This window comes from Sulfuricurvum sp., assembly GCF_022759005.1.
GTDB lineage: Bacteria > Campylobacterota > Campylobacteria > Campylobacterales > Sulfurimonadaceae > Sulfuricurvum.
In genome coordinates, this window is record NZ_JAEMQA010000037.1 from 1 (window position 1) to 20,408 (window position 20,408).

Genomic DNA, 20,408 nt, shown 5'->3' on the forward strand with positions numbered 1-20,408 from the left:
GATACAATCCCGAAAAAATGAGGGATGAGAGTATGGTTTTTTATACCGCACTTTTTTTGGCACTGTTTTATTTCAAAATAGGACGCGTCCACAAAAAAGAAGAACGGATGAATCGAACGATAAAAATGGTTCATGTTTTGATGATTATGTCGGTGATCGGCACCGTGTTGTATGGCTATGCTCATGTCAACCCGTATCGGTGGGTTCCGAGCATATTTTTATTTGCGATCATCGCTTCGATGTTTGTTACAGCCGTTCAGGTGGGCATTTTCGTGGATGGGAAACCGCTTTTTAAACTTTCTGATTTGTATCGGTTGTTCCCGATAATATTGGTTTTGAGCATCGGATTAAATATACTGCTTTGGATGTAAACGTCTGTAACCTTTTCGTGATGTGAGAGTTTTATACTCTCTTTCATGGAACCTCTGCACCCCCTTTATTTTCATTATCTTGACGTGTTGGATGTGGCATTTCAGCCGATTGTCGATATCCATTCGGGAAGTATTTTTGGCGTAGAAGCACTTCTTCGCGGTACCGATACGTTGGGATATGACTCAATTGAATCGTTTTTCGATCACTTGTATGAGGATAATGTTTTATATACGTTCGATATTCGGCTTCGCGAAAAGGTATTTGAGAAATTTTGCACGATAGAAGGGCATCGGTCGCTCAAACTCTTTTACAATCTCGATAATCGTGTATTGGAGATGACCGATTTTTCAAAAGGGAATACCCATCGGTTGCTCCAGCGTTTCTCTCTTGATCCGAAATCGATTGTTTTTGAGCTCTCCGAACACAATGAAATACTCAATCTCGAGCATTTTACGAGGTTAATGCATCACTATAGTGATGAGGGATTTTGTATTGCGATTGACGATTTCGGTATTGGACAATCAGGCTATAAACTTCTTTATCATTCCACCCCTAACATCATAAAAATAGACCGTTTTTTTCTAACTTCAATTGACAGAGATCCGAAAAAAAAGCTCCTTGCCCGAAATATGGTACAGCTCTCCACACTATTGGGATGCCGTGTCGTTGCCGAAGGGGTTGAAAATGAACGCGAATTATTAGTATGCAAAGAGATCGGGTGCCATTTGGTTCAGGGATATTATGTGCAACGACCTAAGACCGATTGCACATTAATTGTCGAAAAGTATCTTACCCAAGCATCTCAATTCAAAGAAGAGCGGCGTGCACCGAGTAATCAGAAAATAATTTTGAAGCGTCTTGAAGTGCTCAAATCGATAACGTTGGGCGATTCGATTGAGACCCTCCTTGATTTGTTGAACGAAAAGGGGAGCTATCTTGTCCCTGTTGTGGACAAGGCGATGCATCCGGTCGGAATTATTCACGAGCATAATCTAAAAGCGATCGCATGCTCTCCGTATGGGCGTTCGTTGGCGCAGAATCGATCATCCAATCTCTCTACTCTCGAAACGTACATTGAGCCGATTCCTGTAGTAGATTTGACGATGCCTTTGGAGACGATGATTGAACTGTTTTCGCTCTCACAAAATGCACCTGGGGTGTTGATCGTCGAATCTTCCCGCTATATCGGCTATTTGAGTGCGAGAGAGATGATTGAAGTGGTTCATGAACGCAATCTGATTCGCGCACGGGATGAAAACCCGCTGACAAGGTTGCCGGGAAACTTTAGGATTAATGAATACATCGCCAATACGATTGAGAGCGGTGTTAGTGCCGTCTTGGTCTATTTCGATTTTGACCATTTTAAACCCTACAACGATTATTACGGGTTTCGCAACGGCGATAGGGTGATTTTGCTGTTTGCGGAGCTGATGCACAAAAAGCTTTCCAGCGATTTTTTTAAAGGGCATATCGGCGGGGATGATTTTTTTGTCGGAGCTATTTTGGACGAAAAACATACGTTTGAAAACGTATGCAGTGAGCTTGAAGGGTTGATTCGATCCTTCGGTGATGAGGTTCGGGCATTTTATGATCCTGCAGATAGGGAACGCGGATGTATCGTAGCCGAAGATCGAGACGGTAATATGCGGGAGTTTAAACTCCTCGGAGTGAGTGCAGTGGTTGTCAAAATCGGGAACGGATCGCAAATTCAAACGGGTGAACATCTTCAACGAATGTTTGCGATGGAGAAGAAAACTGCTAAAAAATCACCCAACCATATGAGTATCATCGGAAATTGAGACCATAGCTTTGGTATAATGCTCTATTAATACTATATTTCGGAGCAAACAGTGGAACAAAAAGAACCGATGACCAAATACGGGTTTCAGAAACTATCGGATGAATTGAATACCCTAAAAACTGTCGATCTTCCGGCCGTAAACGTCGAAATAGACCGTGCCAAAGAGTACGGAGATCTCAAAGAGAATTCAGAATATCATGCGGCACGTGAAAAACAAGCATTTATCGGAACCCGCATTGCAGAACTCGCAGATATGATCTCACGTGCACAGATCGTTGATCCGAGCGAACTCGAACATGCCCGCGTCAGTTTCGGTTCGACGGTGGTTTTGTGCGATTTGGAGAGTGATAAAGAAGTAACTTACACGATTGTGGGAGGGTGCGAGAGTAACCCCGATCGCGGTTTGATTTCATTCAACTCACCTTTAGCAAAACAGCTTCTCGGACGCGAAGAGGGGGATGAGTTTAGTGCAAAACTCCCCGGTGGAGCTAAAAATTTTGAAGTGATCGAAGTCAAATATCAGGAGATCGTTTTTGAATCGCATTAATGTCGGTATTATCGGAGTCAGCGGCTACACTGGGCTGGAACTCGCAAAAATGCTCATTTCCCATCCGGTCTTTACCCTTACCTATTGCGCCAATACCGAAGGTGAGACAACGCTTAGCGAGCTACACCCATCACTGTTGGGGGTCACAGATCTTCGCGTCGACAAAGTTGATTTGAAACGCGCCAAAGAATTATGTGAGCTTGTCTTTTTGGCACTTCCGCATAAAACGGCAATGCAAACAGCCAAAGGGTTGTTAGAAAAAGGGGTTAAAGTCGTCGATCTCTCCGCCGATTATCGCCTCAATCAGGAAAACTACGAAGCATTTTATTGCGAGCATGAAGATTTGGATAACCTCGCTCATGCAATCTATTCGATCCCTGAACTGCACGGCAATGCGGCCAAAGGGGCGAAACTCATAGCCAATCCGGGGTGCCATGTGACGGCATCTTTGATGGCATTGGCTCCGTTTTTGGAACATATCGATGTTACGAGTCCAATTTTTATCGATTCAAAAACGGGGGTTTCGGGTGCGGGTAAATCACCGAGTTCGACGGTTCATTATGTGAGTGTGAATGACAACATCAATTGCTACAATATTATCAAACACCGTCATGCGACCGAGATTGAGCAGCACGCATCGGTATTGTGCAACGATGAGGTAAAAGTGACGTTTGTCCCCTCGCTTGTTCCGATGACACGCGGGATGCTCGCATGCGTGTATGCAACGTTGAAAAGCGATTGCGATCCGATGGAGTTGATGCGCGCATTTTATGAGAATAAACCGTTTGTCCGTGTGCGTAATACTCCCCCTCATACGAAAATGACCTCAGGAACCAACTTCGCCGATGTATATGCCGCACGTCACGGAAACGCTTTGGTTGCGATGTGTGCGATCGATAACCTGATGCGCGGAGCGAGTTCTCAGGCTTTGGCCAATGCAAACATCATGATGGGATTGGACGAAACTCTCGGCATCCCTAAAATCTCGTATGTCCCCTAAAACACTCAAAGCGGGAGCGATCCTTATCGCTGATGCCCATTGCGCCCCATGGCGCACCTCTTTTATCGATTTTTTGCTGGCTATTGACTCTGGGTTTATCGCTACTGCTCAGCTCATTTTGATGGGCGATGTTTTCGATATGCTTTATGGCCCGATACCGCGAACCTATCACTATAATACGCAAGGGATCGATCTGCTCAACCGCCTTTCGGAAAAAATACAAATCATCTATTTGGAGGGAAACCACGATTTTTTGCTCGCCGATTTGTTTCCTAAAATCGAGGTGGTACGACGTCAACACCAGCCGCTGATATTGGAATATGAAGGCAAAACCGTAGCCCTCTCCCACGGAGACAAAGCGATGGGAATCGGATATGAGATTTACACGGCATTGATCCGAAGCCCTTTGGTGTTGGCGGTTCTTCGCATCATTGATACTATGGGGAGGGGCTTTATTGTTTCATGGCTGGAGCGGATGATGAAACGAAAACATCATTGTCGTCCGATCAATCATTTTGAGGCATTGATTGAAGCACGATTAGACGAATTAAAAATCGCTGGTTTAGATGTGTTGATCGAGGGCCATTTTCATCAAAATCGCTTTTTTGAGAGCGAAAATTTACAGTATATTAACCTTGCCGCTTTTGCTTGCAATGAAAGATACTTTACTGTACAATCAAATCATAATATGCCGTTAATATGCGAGTCAGTTTTTCGTAAGGAGCCCCTATGAAGGGACCAGGAGAGGTATTAAAAGTCGGTAGCAACGAGATGGAGCTGGTCGATTTTCGTATATTTAAACGTGAAAACGGAGAGGTATACGAAGGGATATATGGTATTAATGTCGCCAAAGTTCGTGAAATCATCCGATTTCCGAAATTGACCGAACTACCGGGAACCCCGCCTTTTATCGAGGGAATCTTCGATTTGCGCGGTGTTGTTATCCCCGTGGTCAACTTGGCAAAATGGATGGGTGTAGATACACCGGATGAAGTTAACAACGAGTCACGGGTTATTATCACCGAGTTCAACAACATTTTGATCGGGTTTGTTGTCCATGAAGCCAAACGTATCCGCCGTATCAACTGGAAAGATATTGAGCCGGCATCGTTTGTCTCGGGAGACGGTGGAATGGATAGTTCGAAAATTACCGGGGTAACCCGTATCGAAGACGATGCGGTATTGTTGATTTTGGATCTTGAAAGCGTTGTTCAAGAACTTGGTTTGTATCAGCCGGCAAGCGGTAAATTGGAAGACGGAAAATACCATTTTAGCGGATATGTTTTATTGTTGGACGACAGTTCAACCGCGCGTCGCATCATCAAAGAAGCGCTGGAAGAAATGGGCTTTGATGTCATTGAAGCGACTGACGGGCAAAAAGGGCTTCAAATTTTGGAAGATTTGTATGCAAAATACGGTGAAAATATTTCAACGAAGCTTCGCCTCATCGCATCTGATATTGAAATGCCGTTGATGGACGGATTTCACTTTGCGGCGAATGTCAAAGCCGATCCGCGGTTCAAAATGATTCCGATTGTATTTAACTCGTCAATCAGCGATCATTTTAGTGAAATTCGCGGAAAAGAGGCGGGCGGAGAAGCCTATCTAGTGAAATTCGATTCCAATTTATTTTACGATCAAGTAGCGCGTGTCGTGCGTGCTCATATTCAATAGGGGTTAAGCTATGGATGAATTTCAAGAGATATTACAGGACTTTTTAGTTGAATCGTTCGAACTGATTGAACAGCTTGATCAAGACCTTGTTGAGCTCGAATCACGACCGGATGATTTAGATTTGCTCAATCGCATTTTCCGTGTAGCGCATACGATCAAGGGGGCAAGTTCGTTTTTGAACTTCGATGTATTGACCCATTTGACCCATCATATGGAAAATTTGCTCAATATGGCGCGTCACGGCGATTTGGTAATTGATGCGGATGTAATGGACGTTATCCTCGAATCGATCGATTTGATGAAAGCCTTGTTGGTCCGTATCCGAGACAGCGGTGAAGATAGCGGACTTGAAGTAGAACCGTGTGTTCTTCGTCTGGATGCAGTTGCAAACGGTACCGCTGTTCCTGCGTCTGCTCCGGTTGCTGCTCCCGAACCGACTCCAGAACCGGTAGTCGAAACTGCCTCTTCTGAGGAGGAACCCGATTACTCTGGAATGAGCGAAGAAGAAGTGGAAGCGGAGATTGAGCGCCTTATCGCTATTCGCCAAGCCGAAGATGCTGCAAAACGGGCCAGAAAATCTCATGATGAAGAGCAAAAATCAGAACCTGCCGCTCCAGCTTCGGCACCTGAACCGGTAAAAGCACCGGTTACTCCTCCGGTAGCCGTTGCGAAAACAGAACCGGCAGCGCCTAAAGCTGCTCCGACCCCGCGCAAAGTAGAGTCAAAAGATGAGGGTGAAGGCCGCGGCGGTTCAGCTGTGGAGCAAACAATCCGTGTTGATGTCAAACGTTTGGATCATTTGATGAACTTAATCGGAGAATTGGTTCTCGGTAAAAACCGTTTGATTAAAATTAATGACGACGTTGAAGAGCGCTACGAAGGGGAAGCTTTCCTCGAAGAGTTGAATCAAGTTGTTTCAATCGTTTCATTGGTAACCACCGATTTGCAAATCGCCGTTATGAAAACGCGTATGCTTCCGATCGGGAAAGTGTTCAACAAATTCCCGCGTATGATTCGTGACCTCTCACGCGAGCTCAACAAAAAAATCGAACTCGAAATTACCGGTGAAGAGACCGAACTGGATAAATCGATCGTCGAAGAGATCGGTGATCCGTTGGTTCATATCATCCGTAATTCGTGCGACCACGGAATCGAAACACCTGAAACCCGCCTTGCAGCAGGAAAAGAAGAGGTAGGAACGATTCAGCTAAAAGCATATCACGAAGGGAACCATATCGTTATTCAGATCATCGATGACGGTAAAGGTCTTGATGCGGAAATGCTCAAACAAAAATCGATTGAAAAAGGGATTGTAACCGAAAAAGAGGCTGATGGCATGTCAGAGAAAGAGGCTTTCGGTCTCATTTTCCGTCCGGGCTTCTCTACTGCCGCACAAGTCACCAGTGTTTCAGGACGCGGTGTCGGTATGGACGTGGTAAAAACCAATATCGAAAAACTCAACGGTATGATCGATATCGATTCCGAAGTGGGACGCGGAACGTCCATGAAATTGAAAATTCCGCTCACGTTGGCGATCATTCAAGCATTGCTCGTCGGTGTCCAAGAAGAGTATTACGCTATTCCGCTTGCATCGGTTCTTGAGACGGTACGTATCAGCAAAGATGAGATTTATACCGTTGAAAACCGCTCCGTTATGCGTTTGCGTGACGAAGTTCTCTCTTTGGTACATATCGGTGATATTTTTGAAGTCGAACGGGTATTTGACAATAGTGAACACGCCTATGTCGTTGTTCTCGGTCTTGCAGAGAGCAAAATTGGTCTTATCGTCGATTCATTGGTCGGCCAAGAAGAGATCGTTATCAAATCACTCGGTGAATACCTCAAAGGGATCGAAGGGATCGCCGGTGCTACGATTCGCGGGGATGGGGGCGTAACCTTGATCGTTGACGTTGCGGCATTGATGCAGATGGCAAAATCGGTAAAATCGACTGTCGGGCAAGAGAGTGCGGAGAACAAAGGGCGAGTCGCGGCCAAAAGCTCCGCGAGCGATTATTGTGTGATGATCGTTGATGACTCAAAAACAGACCGTACCATTATGCGTAAATCGATTGAACCGATGGGGATCACGATCGTCGAAGCGACCGATGGTGTTGAAGCATTGAATATCTTGAAGCAGGGTGATCATAATTTTGATGCAATGTTAATCGACATTGAAATGCCGAGAATGGACGGATACACCTTGGCTGCTGAGATTAAAAAATACAACAAGTACAAAAATCTTGCGTTGATCGCCGTTACATCACGTACCGGAAAAGCTGACCGGATGCGTGGTGTCGAATCGGGAATGGTCGAATATATCACCAAGCCATACTCTCCGGAATATCTGATGAGTGTCGTCAAACGTAATATCAAGTTCAACGAGGGGCTATAACTATGAGTGAAAAACTGCAGCAAATTATCAATAAACAGCACAAAACCCTCTCGGGAGATGATGTGAAAATCGATGAAGTGATTCAATTGGTCGGTTTCATCGTGGGAGATGAAGAGTTTTCGGTACCCATTTTGAGTATTCAAGAGATCATTAAGCCGATCTCTTGGACCCGTGTCCCGCAAACTCCTAGCTATATTTTGGGGGTGTTTAATCTCCGCGGTGCCGTTATTCCGTTGATTGACTTGCGTTCACGTTTCGGATTGGAAACGATGAAACATACTGAAGATACACGTTTTATCGTCATCAAAAACGGAGATGATGTTGCCGGATTCGTGATTGACCGTTTGACTGAAGCAATCCGCTTGCCGAAAAAAGATGTAGGCCCTGCACCGGATACGATCAATGAAGAAGAGAGTATGATTGACGGTGTCGGGAAACAATCCGACCGCATCATCACGATTCTCAAGGTTGATAAACTTTTGGAGCGAAATTTTTAATTTAGCTTTTTATTCACACTAATCGGAACTCGTCCCGATTAGATATATTAACACTGGGTTCTCTTCGGCAGAGTGCCCAAAATCGCTTGCGATTTTTAATATTTATGGCACAATATCGCCATGAATGAAATACACTTTTACAATCGTCGCACTCAACTCCTTTCCATGATGGAGGATGGGGTAGCGATTATCACCTCTGCACCTATCCAAACCCGTTCAAACGATACCGAATTTCCTTACCGTCAAAATAGCGATTTTTATTACCTTTGCGGTTTTAAAGAAGACAACTCGATTCTCGTTTTGACCAAAACCGCCGAATCAATCAGAACCTATCTCTTTGTCGAAGCCTATAATGCCGAGCATGCACTGTGGAATGGAGCACGACTCGGAGTTGAAGGCTCACGGGAACGTTTTAGCGTTGATGAAGTACATGACATAGCGTCTTACAAAGAGATGATGCAAGAGATTTTGCGAGAACACATCAATCTCTATATCGATCTTTACAACGATTCGCCGAGATTAAGCGAAGCCAAAAACGCAGCTCAAACACTTCACAGTATGCGCGGTGTGAAACGTCATGTTCGAGCGATTCACGATGTGACGTATCTTGTCCGCTCATTGCGTCTGATTAAGACCCCCGAAGAGATTGATATGATCAAAAAAGCGATTTCTATTACGACTCAAGCACATCATGAAGCGATGCGAGTCTGTAAGAGCGGAATGAAAGAATATCAACTCCAAGCCGCAATGAACTACGTTTTCTTGAGTAACGGCGCATCCGCAGAAGCGTATGGGTCAATTGTCGCTGGGGGCAATAATGCCAATACGCTGCATTATGTTGACAATCGCGATGATCTGCGCGACGGAGATTTGGTTCTGATTGACGCCGCCTGTGAATGGGAACTCTACGCCAGCGATATTACCCGCACTTTTCCGATCAACGGAAAATTCAGCGGGGCTCAGTGCGAAGTCTATAACGCCGTTTTGGACGTGCAGTTAAAAGTGATCGATTCCATTAAACCGGGAGTTAAACGCGATTGGCTTCAACGCTATAGTGAAGAGCTGCTGTGCGACGCTTTGATCACTTTGGGCGTGTTGCACGGTGAGCGACAAGCACTCATGGACGCAAAAGAACACAAAAAATACGCTCCGCACGGGATAGGGCACTGGATGGGGCTGGACGTGCATGATCCGTGTCCGTATGTGGATGAATCGGGTGAGTCGTTAGCCTTTGAAGCAGGGATGGTGATGACGATCGAGCCGGGGCTCTATTTCCGAGCCGATGATGAGAGTGTCCCTGAACGCTATCGGGGTATCGGTATTCGCATCGAGGACAATATCCTTGTCACAGAAAACGGATACGAGAACCTCTCAGCGATGATTGCCAAGAGTGTGGAAGAAATCGAGGGGATGTGCAATCAGTTATAGCTATATGTCCATCCGCTGAGACCGTCTTTTGCCTCTTTGAACCTTTCCGAATCCCCTAAAAAATCGATAATATGCAGCAATGTCCACGGAATCGTCCGTGCTTCGGCATCATCGACGATATGTTTGGGCATTGGGGTCTCTTGGGTCGTCATCGCAAACGCAATACGTTCTACATTACTCAGGACATGACTCGTGGCTGTAATAGCGTGTTCATGGCAAAACTTTTCTAAAATGAGCGGCTTGATCTCTTCGGGGATGACATCGGCCGTATTGAGAATGATTGTAAAATGAATAGGCAACTCATCGGTAATCAGTGAGGGTGCGGCCATCATAATATACTCCACCCCTTCTAAATGCTTTTCAATTTCATTGCATGAGAGATAACCGTGAATTTTGAGAGGTTTCATTTCTTGCATTAGATTTTTCCTTTGAGTATTTTTGTGATCAATGAGGCCATACCGATATGGAGATTGTAGTTGGTTTTAGGGAAATCAACCATTTCGTTCTCGAGATTGACGCTGTAACTGCTGAGATATTTTCCCAGTATCTCCAAATCGATCGGTTGATACGCATCGGTAGTGATATTGGTACGCGAGAGTTTGCCAAGTTCGTTGCTTTTGGCTAGGGTAAAAGCGAGAATTTTGAGACTATAAAGATCGCACCAGCGTAAAAAAAGCTCAGAAGAGAGTTCCGCATGCGGGTTCCCCTCTGGATCAAAGAGGAGATGCTGTTCGCGTAAAGGGATCAAAACACTGAGAATAGCTTCGCACAGCGGGAGACTTTTTTGCTTCCAAAACGGGGCTTCATCACTTCGCTCCAGTCGGGCGGAAATAGATCCCAAAATCATAGAGGTTTCAGCCGATTTGAGGAGTGTTTCCATGGAATGCACCGTCATATTGTCCCCTTTTTTTGGATGTAACTTTAGCCTTTTTTGTATAATACCCGTATTAACAATAGGAGGCGACTAAATGGATAAAGGATGGTTGACAAACGTAATCTCATTGGGAATCGTAGGAGCATCATACACTTTGGATGGGATGACGGGTTCGGCACTACGTAGTGCGGGGCTGTTTGCCCTCTCCGGTGCGGTGACTAATCAACTGGCAATTCATATGCTGTTTGAAAAAGTACCCTTTCTGTACGGTTCAGGGATTATTTTGGATCGGTTTGAATCGATCCGAGAAGCACTCAAAAAACTGATTATGGAGCAGTTTTTTACCCCTGAAAAAATTGAAAGTTTTGTGACTTCTCAAGAGAGACGCATCGATCTCTCACCTGTCATCGAACAAACCGACTTTACGCCGGCTTACGATGCCTTGGTGAAAAGTGTGATGGAATCGCCCATGGGGGGGATGATTGGGATGTTCGGCGGGGAAGCGATTATCGCTAAACTCAAAGAGCCGTTTTTAGATAAGATCAAAGTTTCCACGATCGAAATTTCTCAAAGCGAATCATTCCTGAATGCACTCAATAGTCATTTGCATCAAGGAAGCGGGGATTTATCGGGTGCTATCGAGACCATTGTGGAGAGCCGTTTGGCCGAGCTGACCCCGATAATGGTCAAAGAGATGCTTCATACGCTCATAAAAGAGCATTTAGGATGGCTTGTTGTGTGGGGCGGAGTGTTTGGAGGATTGCTTGGATTGGGAAGTATTTTTATAATATAGGGTCAATAGACTAAAAATACTTGACAATACTTGACTCAAAGTATTATAATTCTTGTAACTCAATTTAGGAGAATTTTATGTCAGCGAATATTTTTGAAAAACTTACCCATCAAATGACCGAGATGATCGAGTCGTCGATCTCTTTGGCATTACACAATAAAAACAGCGAAGTAGAACCGATCCATTTTCTTTGGGCGTTGCTTGCAAACAGCAATTCCCCTCTGAATCAAGCTCTAGTAAAAATGGGAGTTGATAAAACGGCGATTGAACTCGATGTCAAAAGTGAGAGTAAAAAACTTCCGACATCCTCATCGCTCACAAAAGAGAGTATCCGACTTTCTCGAAATTTCGTTCATGCGCTTGAACGGGCGTTAGCAGAAATGGCAGCTAATGGAGATCAGTTTGTAGCGATTGATACCTTTTTAATGGGGAATTTAAACCAGACGCCTTTCAAAGAAATTCTTGAAAGATATGTGAACGTCTTTGAATTACGTAAAACATTCGAATCTATGCGTGCAGGGCAAAAGATCGAATCCCAAACCGCCGATGAAAATCTTGAATCTCTTTCAAAATACGGGATCGATTTGACCCGTGAAGCCGCAGAGGGGAAACTCTCTCCGGTGATCGGACGGGACGAAGAGATCGGACGGATGATGCAGATTCTGATCCGTAAGACGAAAAATAACCCGATCCTTCTCGGTGAACCGGGAGTCGGTAAAACAGCGCTTGTCGAGGGACTGGCACAGCGCATCTATAATAAAGAGGTACCGCTCAGTCTCCAAAACAAACGGGTCGTTGCGCTGGATATGAGCGCGCTGATCGCCGGGGCAAAATATCGCGGAGAGTTTGAGGACCGTCTCAAAGCGGTCATTGATGAGGTGAAAAAATCCTCAAATGTCATCCTCTTTATTGATGAGATCCACACGATCGTCGGAGCGGGAGCATCAGAGGGATCGATGGATGCGGCGAATATCCTCAAACCGGCTCTTGCTCGGGGAGAATTGCATACGATCGGAGCAACGACGCTTAAGGAGTATCGGAAGTATTTTGAAAAAGATGCAGCGTTGCAACGCCGGTTTCAGCCTGTTAGTGTGGATGAACCGAGTGTCAACCAGTCGCTCCAGATTCTTCGAGGATTGAAAGAGCGTCTCGAAGCGCACCACAATGTCACGATCATCGATTCCGCACTCGTAGCGGCTGCTAAACTCTCCGATCGCTATATCAATGATCGGTTCCTGCCGGACAAAGCGATCGATTTGATCGATGAAGCGGCAGCCGAGCTGAAAATGCAGATCGAGTCTGAGCCGAATGCTTTGGCGAGCGTCAAGCGCCGACTCACAAATCTGCAAGTCGAAAAAGAGGCGTTGAAAATGGAAGAGTCGGCAGCCAATATCAAACGTCTCGAAGAGATTGAGCGCGAATTGGCAGACGCAGACGAAGAGCGACGTAGCTTGGAATCACAGTTTGCCCATGAAAAAGAGGTGTTTGAACGCTTTGCGAAGATCAAAGCGGAAATCGAATCCAAACGCCGTGAAGCCGAAATCGCAAAACAGTCGGCTGATTTTAATAAAGCGGCCGAGATCGAATACGGACAAATACCGAAACTATTTGAGGAAGAAAAAGCACTTCAAGAGAAGTGGAAAGAGATGGTTGCACTCGGAACATTGCTCAAAAACAGTGTTGATGAAGCCTCTATTGCCGGAATCGTGAGCCGCTGGACAAAAATTCCGGTCAATAAAATGCTCCAAAGTGAAAAAGAGAAGATTCTTCATATCGAAGAGGAGCTGAATCATGATGTTGTGGGACAAGAGCGTGCAACCCATGCGGTAGCCCGAGCAATCAAACGTAACAAAGCGGGACTCTCCGATAAGAGCCGTCCGATCGGATCGTTTCTCTTCCTCGGTCCTACTGGGGTAGGGAAAACACAGACGGCGAAAACACTGGCGAAATTCCTTTTCGACAGTTCTGAGTCGATGATCCGTATTGATATGTCCGAATATATGGAAAAACACGCCGTGTCACGTCTTGTCGGTGCCCCTCCGGGGTATGTCGGATTTGATGAGGGGGGGCAGCTGACCGAAGCGGTACGCCGCAAACCTTACAGCGTTATTTTGTTCGATGAGGTGGAAAAAGCGCACCCCGATGTCTTTAACGTATTGCTTCAGGTACTCGATGACGGGCGTCTGACCGATAATAAAGGAGTGGTGGTCGATTTTACCAACACGATCATTATCTTGACATCCAATATCGCTAGCGACAAGATTATGGCACATCACGGTGATCCGAAACTCGAAGAGATGGTTCTGAGTGAACTCAAACAACACTTTAAACCGGAGTTTTTGAACCGTCTGGATGATGTTGTAGTCTTTAATCCTCTGGGTGAAGCTCAGATTCTTAGTATCGTTGATCTCTTCTTCAAAGACATTGCGGCAAAGGTGGAAGAGCGTGATATTACATTGACACTTACCGATAGTGCAAAACGCTATATCGCCCAAGCGGGCTTTGATCCGGTCTACGGTGCACGCCCATTGAAACGGGCACTCTATGAGATCGTCGAAGACCGTTTGGCCGATTTGATCCTTGGCGGAGAGGTGGATGAGGGCTCATCGGTGACATTTGACGCTTCAGGTGATGAGATTAACGTAACCGTGACATAATCCGTTTCATGAAAACGATTGTTTTACTCTTTCTATTATTGTTGCCGTTGTGGGGATGTACAGGGGATTGTATGACCTGCCACCCCGCATTGCTCAAAAATATCGATACCGATAAACGGCATAAACCGATGACGACCTGTATTAAATGTCATAGTGCCGATCCGGCAAAAATGGCCGATTGCGGAAGTGATTGTTTTGCGTGCCATCCGGTGGCAAAGATCGAGGGAGTGCGGGTAGCCGAACATGCGGTGATTCGTGAATGCCGTGATTGTCATATGAAGCTGAAAGTCAATTTGGATTTGGAAAGCGCCCCGAAGGGGCAGTCGGTGATGCCGACTTTGAGAGAGTTTTTGAAGCCTTAAGCGTAGAGGGGTTTGAAAGGTTTATTGAAGCTCTCGATGATTTTAAGGACTGTTCTTTGGAATCGGGCGTTGTTTTTTCACTCAAAGAAAGAGATTGTTCGTTTTCGATACGCTTGAATCTTAGTGACAATATCGGACAGTTTTTGAAGAACTTTAACAAGCTTTTATTTAGCTTAACCCTTCTTTAAGTAAGATTTGTCTATTATTGCGTGCTAAAAATTTCTAAAGGGAATGGCTATGAAAAGAACATACCAACCGCATAATACGCCACGTAAACGTACGCACGGTTTCCGTGCGCGTATGGCGACTAAAAACGGCCGCCGTGTATTGAATGCACGTCGTGCTAAAGGTAGAAAACGATTGGCTGTCTAAATAGCTTTTCGATGTTGAAGCTTCACAGCGAGTTTCAGCGTGTTTATCAACGCGGCAAGAATGCCCACAGCACTTCGATCGCGTTGTTCTATCTCCCTGTGTCGGGAGAAAAAAAAGTTGGATATACGGCCAGTAAAAAAGTCGGAAACGCGGTTGTGAGAAATCGATGCAAAAGACGTCTTCGGGCTCTTTTTGATGAACTCTCACCAACACTGCAAGACGGATGGTACGTTTTTGTCGCCAAAAAAGGGTTATTTGACAACCCTTTTGAAGATGTGCGACGCGACTGCAAATATGTTTTAAAACGGACGGGTGCTATGGCGGGAGCAGGTGATGGTAAGAATCTTCTTTCTTAAACTCCTCTGGCTATATCGGCACTCTTTCTCTTTGGTGACCCGAGGCTCGTGCCGCCATTATCCTTCATGTTCTGAATATGCTCTATGGCAGTTTGAGCGAAACACCCTTCTTCGAGCGTTTACTTCCACGTTTTTTCGTATTTTACGATGCAATCAACTGTTTCCTGGCGGAATAGATTATCCGATTATCAGCAAACCGATATTAAAACCCTCCGAACTTTCGATAAATACGATAAAATACTGGTTTGTTCCCTATCAACAGAATTATTTTCTGATAAAAAATTTTAAGTTTAAAGGTCCACAGTGTTAGAAAAATTTACTCCCAATCAGCGACTTTTTGTTGCCATCGCTTTATCTTTTGTCTTTTTTATAGGCTATACGACCCTTTTTCCACCGACAGCCGCTAAAAATGAAATGAATTCTACTCAAAAAACTCACGTTGAACCTGCGGCGGCACAATCTTCAGCGACGGTAAACCCGACCGATTCGAATGCTACCAATGTTGCCGAAGTAAAAACCGTCGCTACCGATACGCTAACAACGATCAATGCTAAAGAGTTCACCCTTAAAATCGATACCCTCGGACGTATTTCATCAGTGATTTTGAGCAATTCAAAACATAACGGAAAAGATGGAAAGCTTGCAGAACTGATCTCATCTGTCGGTGCAAAACCGCTTCAAATGCGTTTTGCCGATGCGGCATTGAATGAGATGGCGGCAAAAACACCGTTTACGAGTGATTCGACCAATATCGCTTTGGGCGAAAACGGAAAAGCGACTGTCGTATTGACGCAAAACCTTCCGGAATTGAGTGTTACGAAAACATTGACGTTCTATTCAGACGGTCACTATGATGCAAAGATTGTGTTATCCAATGAGAAACGCTATTCGCTCTACCTCGGACAACACCCTCAAATCAGTGAACAAATGATGACGGTTGTCGGAGATATGGTTTATTCGGGTGACAAATTAACCACTATTTTCAAAGATAAAGATGTCAAAGAGCGTTCACTCTTTACGGACGTTCATTTTGTCTCGGCATTTGATCAGTATTACGCATTGATTATCTACGGTTTTGATCCCTCAACCCAAGTAACGGTTGATCGCGATGCAAACAGCAACCCTGTAACCTATTTGGAAGGGACAGCGAATTTCACATTTAACGGATATATCGGGCCAAAAGAGCACAAAACCCTCGAAGCGATTAATCCGGTATTGGTCAATGCGATCGAATACGGCTGGTTTACATTCGTTGCGGCACCGATTTTCAAAATCTTGATGTGGTTGCACAGTATTATCGGTAACTGGGGATGGTCCATCATCGCATTGACTGTAATCATCCGTATTTTCCTTTACCCTTTGACCCACAAAGGGATGGTCTCTATGCAAAAGATCAAAGAGATTGCCCCGCGTATCAAAGAGGTTCAGGAAAAATACAAAGGCGATCCGGCCCGTATGAATGCAGCCGTGATGGAAATGTACAAAAAACACGGTGCCAACCCGCTTGGCGGATGCTTGCCGTTGTTGCTTCAAATTCCTGTTTTCTTTGCGATTTATCGTGTTCTTTTGAATGCGGTAGAACTACAAGGGGCTCCGTGGATTATGTGGGTGCATGACTTGTCCCGTATGGATCCGTACTACATCCTTCCGATTTTGATGGGTGCAACCATGTATTACCAACAAAAAATTACACCGAGCAATTTTACCGATCCGTTGCAGGAAAAAATCTTTAAATTCTTGCCGGTGATTTTCACGTTCTTCTTCTTCACCTTCCCAGCAGGGCTTGTGTTGTACTGGTTTGTGAATAACATTTTCTCCATTGCGCAGCAATACATGGTTAATAAACAATTCGAGGCGGCTCGCGCAGCACGTCATGAAGCCCATCTCGCGGAAAAGCACCATGAAAAAGATTGAAGCTCCGACATTAGAGCAAGCGTACGCACAAGCGGCCGCTGAATTTGGGTGTTCCGTAACCGCTCTTCAGGTTGAAATCGTTCAGTTCCCCTCAAAAGGGGTGCTCGGCCTTTTCAAAAAATCGGCAATTATTGTTGCCAATTTACCGCAAAAAGTTTTCGAAACTATTGAACACGATACTCCTGCATCGATAGAAGTTCAAACCCCAATCGCTGCACCAGTAGCATTTGAACCCGAAGAATTGGTATTGGGTGATGAGTTCTATGAACAAGCGGATGATTTTGAAGAAGAACGGGAATTTGATGATGATATGTATCAGCTTTCAGCGCAAGAGTGTGCCGATGAAGTCAAAGAACATATCAATCTCCTTTTCAGAGATATCTGTTTTGAGATGAACGAAATCGATGTCAGTGTTTATGATGAAAATACTTTGCTTGTCGAGTTTACAGGTCCCGATGCGGCACTGATGATCGGCAAAGAGGGGTACCGTTACAAAGCACTCTCCTATATGCTTTTCAACTGGATTAATGCTGTCTACGGAATGCAACTGCGTTTGGAAATTGCCGAGTTCTTGAAAAACCAAGAGGAGTCAATCTCCCGCTATTTGATCAATGTATGTGAAATCATCGATCAAGAAGGTCGTGCGCAAACCAAAGTACTTGATGGTGTATTGGTTCAAATCGCTTTGAAACAACTTCGCGACCGTTATCCGGATCGTTATGTGGCTATCCGCTCGACCCGTGATGGCGGTAAGTTTATCATCATCAACAGCTATCACGAATATTGATGAATGAGACTATCGCCGCCATTGCCACTGCAAACGGCATCGGCTCTATCTCGATTCTCCGTCTCAGCGGAGATCGCTCGTATGAAATAGCACTAAAACTCACCCAAAAAAGCCAGCTTCAACCCCGCTTCGCTACGTTAACCTCACTCCATCACAAAGACGGTACTTTGATTGATGAAGCGATTGTGCTCTACTTCCAGGCACCACGCAGTTTTACCGGAGAAGAGGTTGTCGAATTTCAATGCCACGGCGGTTATGTCGTTGCTGAATCATTGTTACGGGCTGTTTTGAGTGAAGGGGCGCGATTGGCTGAACCGGGAGAGTTTAGCAAACGGGCATTTTTAAACGGGCGGCTCGATCTAACCCAAGCCGAAGCGATTGCTGCACTGATTGAAGCCAAAAGTGATGATGCCGCACGGATATTGGCCCGTCAGATGAAGGGGGAGTTGCGCGGATATATCGAGGGAATTCGCGATTCGCTGCTCGAAATATTGGCGTATTCGGAGGTCGTGATTGATTACGCCGAAGAGGATTTGCCCCAAGATGTAGTCGAACAGATTGAAGTGAAATTGGAGAAGATCAAACATACCCTCTCTCGTACTCTCGAATCGAGCCGAAGACGTTCAGGATTGATGCAGGGGTTTCGGGTCGCGATTGTCGGAAAACCGAATGTCGGGAAAAGCTCGCTTCTCAATGCACTGCTCGATTATGAGCGTGCGATCGTTAGTGACATCGCTGGGACCACCCGTGACACGATCGAAGAGCAGGTGCGGATCGGTACCCATCTGATCCGTCTGGTTGATACGGCAGGGATACGCAACGCACACGATGAGATCGAGCGGATCGGGATTGAGCGCTCCATTGTCGCAATAGAGAATGCTGATGTAGTGATTGCTCTATTTGATTCGAGTCGCGATATCGATGAGGAAGATCGCGCCATTATCGATCTCATCGAGCGCTATCGTCACGAAAAACCGTTTATCTGTCTCTTGAATAAATCGGATTTACCTCAGTCGTTTGATAGTGCAGCAATAGAGCACTATAATCCGATCCGTCTGAGCTGTAAACAAGATACGCAGGTTTTGGTTGATACGCTGAGCAGCCTGATGGATCACGAAAACGACGGCGAAGAGATGATGCTTATTTCACAACGGCAAATTAGTGCTACTGAGAATGCCATCCGCTCCATCGATGAAGCGTATGAACCGTTACATGACGGGGAGCTAGAATTTTTCTCATTTCATATCAATGCTGCGATACGTGCTGTCGCTTCCATCAGCCGACCCTACGAGCTCGATGAGATGTTCGACAAAATGTTCGGACAGTTTTGTCTGGGGAAATGATGGGCGCAATCATCGCAATCGATTTGGGATTAAAACGGATCGGATTAGCCCTCAGCTATGGAAACGGACTCGTCACCCCATTACCTGCTATTGAGCGGAAAAATCGCAACCAAGCCGCCAACGATGTTAAAAAAGTGTTAAATGAATACGAGGCAACGACGGTTGTGGTCGGTATTCCGATGGGAAGTACGACGGAGGATGAGATGCGTCGACGAGTAGAGCATTTTATGAATTTGGTCGAATTTAGCGGAGAGATCGCCTATCAGGATGAATCGCACAGTTCCCAAGAAGCCGAAGAACTGATGAAAGGGGAAATCCGCTACAAACGTGACGGGCGGATTGATTCCCTCTCGGCAAAGATCATTTTAGAACGGTATTTAAATCAGCTTAAAAAATAGTCTTTGGCTTCTGCCTCATCATCGGTGAGTGTGGCGAACTCCTCGTCGTTTTTCAATTTCTCTTTGATCTCTCTGGCACAATAGTCAAACGCGATTTTACGTGCGTGTTCCAAATCAAATAAAAAACCAAGACCACTGAATTGGTAGGGCTCTTCTTTTTCAATGCAGATCAAAAGGCCGTCGCAATGTTCTTCAAACTCTTCAACGATCTCACGATAGCGAATGTTGAATTCGGTCGCGTGCCAGCCGATTTGTTCTATGGTGGAGTCGGCAAAGCGGTCTATACCGTCTCCGCTCGTATCATCATACAAAGCGCGTTTTTGGTTAAATCCGATAATACTCTGCCAAGCGCCGAAAGCTTTGATCAAAAGTCGATCGTCGTCTTCGACAATACGGTAATTTGTTCCCAGCATTGAACTGATCGGACGGGATAGATCGCTGCTCAGTGGTGAAATAGGAGGTACTGAACCCTCGAAAATACTAATGAGCGATGATTCAAACGGTGCATAAACAATTTCGCCGCTATAGGAGATAGCAAACTCTTTTGCCGAATTCGCCGCGCGTAAAAAATCACTTTTGTTGACAATGATGATTTCGTTAAAAAGGTTGAATTTTCGCATCGTATGCATCCTGTTTTTTGGGTGAATTGTAACATGCGATCAATTATGCACCCTTAGAAGTCGATTTAGCGCAATGATCTAAGGGTGCGCTAATAAATTTTTATGCAAAAGTGGGGTATAATTCGCCAAATTTTAAGCCTATGAGCTTACTTTTAAGGACACCTTTATGGCATTGAACGTTTACTACGATAGAGATTGTAATATCGAAATTATCAAAAGCA

General features: G+C 45.2%; 22 protein-coding genes. 19 read left to right on the top strand and 3 right to left on the bottom strand.

Features of this window, described 5'->3' with window-relative positions:
- The 9 genes from JHC35_RS01920 to JHC35_RS01960 form a co-directional block, all read left to right on the top strand.
- Nucleotides 1-371, top strand: a 371-nt coding sequence (locus tag JHC35_RS01920) for a hypothetical protein (protein ID WP_295041697.1), incomplete at its 5' end; no start/stop codon positions are given.
- A gap of 45 nt (nucleotides 372-416) precedes the next feature.
- Entirely contained in the window at nucleotides 417-2,171 is a 1,755-nt protein-coding gene (locus JHC35_RS01925; protein ID WP_295041698.1) for a GGDEF domain-containing protein, read from the top strand.
- 51 nt (nucleotides 2,172-2,222) lie between these two features.
- Complete coding sequence (gene greA / locus JHC35_RS01930; protein WP_295041699.1) at nucleotides 2,223-2,720, top strand: transcription elongation factor GreA; 498 nt, start codon at nucleotides 2,223-2,225, stop codon at nucleotides 2,718-2,720.
- The gene (argC, locus tag JHC35_RS01935; protein WP_295041700.1) at nucleotides 2,707-3,720 is read left to right on the top strand and encodes an N-acetyl-gamma-glutamyl-phosphate reductase; all 1,014 of its coding nucleotides are present in this window, start codon (nucleotides 2,707-2,709) and stop codon (nucleotides 3,718-3,720) included. Before greA ends, argC begins: the two co-directional genes overlap by 14 nt.
- Complete coding sequence (locus tag JHC35_RS01940; protein WP_295041701.1) at nucleotides 3,710-4,453, top strand: UDP-2,3-diacylglucosamine hydrolase; 744 nt, start codon at nucleotides 3,710-3,712, stop codon at nucleotides 4,451-4,453. Before argC ends, JHC35_RS01940 begins: the two co-directional genes overlap by 11 nt.
- Nucleotides 4,450-5,394, top strand: a complete 945-nt coding sequence (locus JHC35_RS01945) for a chemotaxis protein (RefSeq protein WP_295041702.1) — start codon at nucleotides 4,450-4,452, stop codon at nucleotides 5,392-5,394. Before JHC35_RS01940 ends, JHC35_RS01945 begins: the two co-directional genes overlap by 4 nt.
- Nucleotides 5,395-5,404: 10 nt before the next feature.
- Nucleotides 5,405-7,786, top strand: coding sequence for a chemotaxis protein CheW (locus tag JHC35_RS01950; RefSeq protein WP_295041703.1), 2,382 nt, complete (start codon nucleotides 5,405-5,407; stop codon nucleotides 7,784-7,786).
- A gap of 2 nt (nucleotides 7,787-7,788) precedes the next feature.
- The gene (locus JHC35_RS01955; protein ID WP_295041704.1) at nucleotides 7,789-8,283 is read left to right on the top strand and encodes a chemotaxis protein CheW; all 495 of its coding nucleotides are present in this window, start codon (nucleotides 7,789-7,791) and stop codon (nucleotides 8,281-8,283) included.
- A 120-nt stretch (nucleotides 8,284-8,403) separates the two neighbouring features.
- On the top strand, nucleotides 8,404-9,711 hold the full coding sequence (locus JHC35_RS01960; RefSeq protein WP_295041705.1) for an aminopeptidase P N-terminal domain-containing protein: 1,308 nt from the start codon (nucleotides 8,404-8,406) through the stop codon (nucleotides 9,709-9,711).
- Here JHC35_RS01960 and JHC35_RS01965 read toward each other — a convergent pair.
- Entirely contained in the window at nucleotides 9,702-10,127 is a 426-nt protein-coding gene (locus JHC35_RS01965; protein WP_295041706.1) for a hypothetical protein, read from the bottom strand. The genes JHC35_RS01960 and JHC35_RS01965 overlap by 10 nt on opposite strands.
- The gene (locus JHC35_RS01970) at nucleotides 10,127-10,606 is read right to left on the bottom strand and encodes a hypothetical protein (RefSeq protein ID WP_295041707.1); all 480 of its coding nucleotides are present in this window, start codon (nucleotides 10,604-10,606) and stop codon (nucleotides 10,127-10,129) included. Before JHC35_RS01970 ends, JHC35_RS01965 begins: the two co-directional genes overlap by 1 nt.
- 73 nt (nucleotides 10,607-10,679) lie before the next feature.
- Between JHC35_RS01970 and JHC35_RS01975 the strand changes: the two genes are divergently transcribed.
- The 10 genes from JHC35_RS01975 (at nucleotide 10,680) to ruvX (ending at nucleotide 19,567) form a co-directional block, all read left to right on the top strand.
- Nucleotides 10,680-11,378 (top strand): DUF445 domain-containing protein, encoded by a 699-nt coding sequence (locus JHC35_RS01975; protein WP_295041708.1) that lies wholly within the window; start codon nucleotides 10,680-10,682, stop codon nucleotides 11,376-11,378.
- Between the two features lie 77 nt (nucleotides 11,379-11,455).
- The gene (locus JHC35_RS01980; RefSeq protein ID WP_295041709.1) at nucleotides 11,456-14,035 is read left to right on the top strand and encodes an AAA family ATPase; all 2,580 of its coding nucleotides are present in this window, start codon (nucleotides 11,456-11,458) and stop codon (nucleotides 14,033-14,035) included.
- 8 nt (nucleotides 14,036-14,043) lie between these two features.
- Nucleotides 14,044-14,397: a hypothetical protein gene (locus JHC35_RS01985; protein ID WP_295041710.1), complete on the top strand. Its 354-nt coding sequence runs from the start codon at nucleotides 14,044-14,046 to the stop codon at nucleotides 14,395-14,397.
- Between the two features lie 237 nt (nucleotides 14,398-14,634).
- Nucleotides 14,635-14,769: a 50S ribosomal protein L34 gene (gene rpmH / locus JHC35_RS01990; protein ID WP_013459438.1), complete on the top strand. Its 135-nt coding sequence runs from the start codon at nucleotides 14,635-14,637 to the stop codon at nucleotides 14,767-14,769.
- An 11-nt stretch (nucleotides 14,770-14,780) separates the two neighbouring features.
- The gene (rnpA, locus tag JHC35_RS01995; RefSeq protein ID WP_295041711.1) at nucleotides 14,781-15,125 is read left to right on the top strand and encodes a ribonuclease P protein component; all 345 of its coding nucleotides are present in this window, start codon (nucleotides 14,781-14,783) and stop codon (nucleotides 15,123-15,125) included.
- Nucleotides 15,103-15,435, top strand: coding sequence for a membrane protein insertion efficiency factor YidD (yidD, locus tag JHC35_RS02000; RefSeq protein WP_295041712.1), 333 nt, complete (start codon nucleotides 15,103-15,105; stop codon nucleotides 15,433-15,435). The genes rnpA and yidD overlap by 23 nt, the downstream gene beginning before the upstream one ends.
- Nucleotides 15,429-17,039 (top strand): membrane protein insertase YidC, encoded by a 1,611-nt coding sequence (gene yidC, locus JHC35_RS02005; RefSeq protein ID WP_295041713.1) that lies wholly within the window; start codon nucleotides 15,429-15,431, stop codon nucleotides 17,037-17,039. The genes yidD and yidC overlap by 7 nt, the downstream gene beginning before the upstream one ends.
- Complete coding sequence (locus JHC35_RS02010) at nucleotides 17,026-17,826, top strand: Jag N-terminal domain-containing protein (protein ID WP_295041714.1); 801 nt, start codon at nucleotides 17,026-17,028, stop codon at nucleotides 17,824-17,826. Before yidC ends, JHC35_RS02010 begins: the two co-directional genes overlap by 14 nt.
- Nucleotides 17,820-19,169, top strand: a complete 1,350-nt coding sequence (gene mnmE, locus JHC35_RS02015) for a tRNA uridine-5-carboxymethylaminomethyl(34) synthesis GTPase MnmE (RefSeq protein WP_295041716.1) — start codon at nucleotides 17,820-17,822, stop codon at nucleotides 19,167-19,169. The genes JHC35_RS02010 and mnmE overlap by 7 nt, the downstream gene beginning before the upstream one ends.
- Entirely contained in the window at nucleotides 19,169-19,567 is a 399-nt protein-coding gene (ruvX, locus tag JHC35_RS02020) for a Holliday junction resolvase RuvX (protein WP_295041717.1), read from the top strand. The genes mnmE and ruvX overlap by 1 nt, the downstream gene beginning before the upstream one ends.
- Here the strand turns inward: ruvX and JHC35_RS02025 are convergent.
- Nucleotides 19,552-20,187 carry a hypothetical protein gene (locus tag JHC35_RS02025; protein WP_295041715.1) on the bottom strand — a complete coding sequence of 212 codons (636 nt, stop codon included), beginning with the start codon at nucleotides 20,185-20,187 and terminating at the stop codon, nucleotides 19,552-19,554. The two genes, ruvX and JHC35_RS02025, sit on opposite strands and share 16 nt — an antisense overlap.
- Nucleotides 20,188-20,408: the final 221 nt, after the last annotated feature.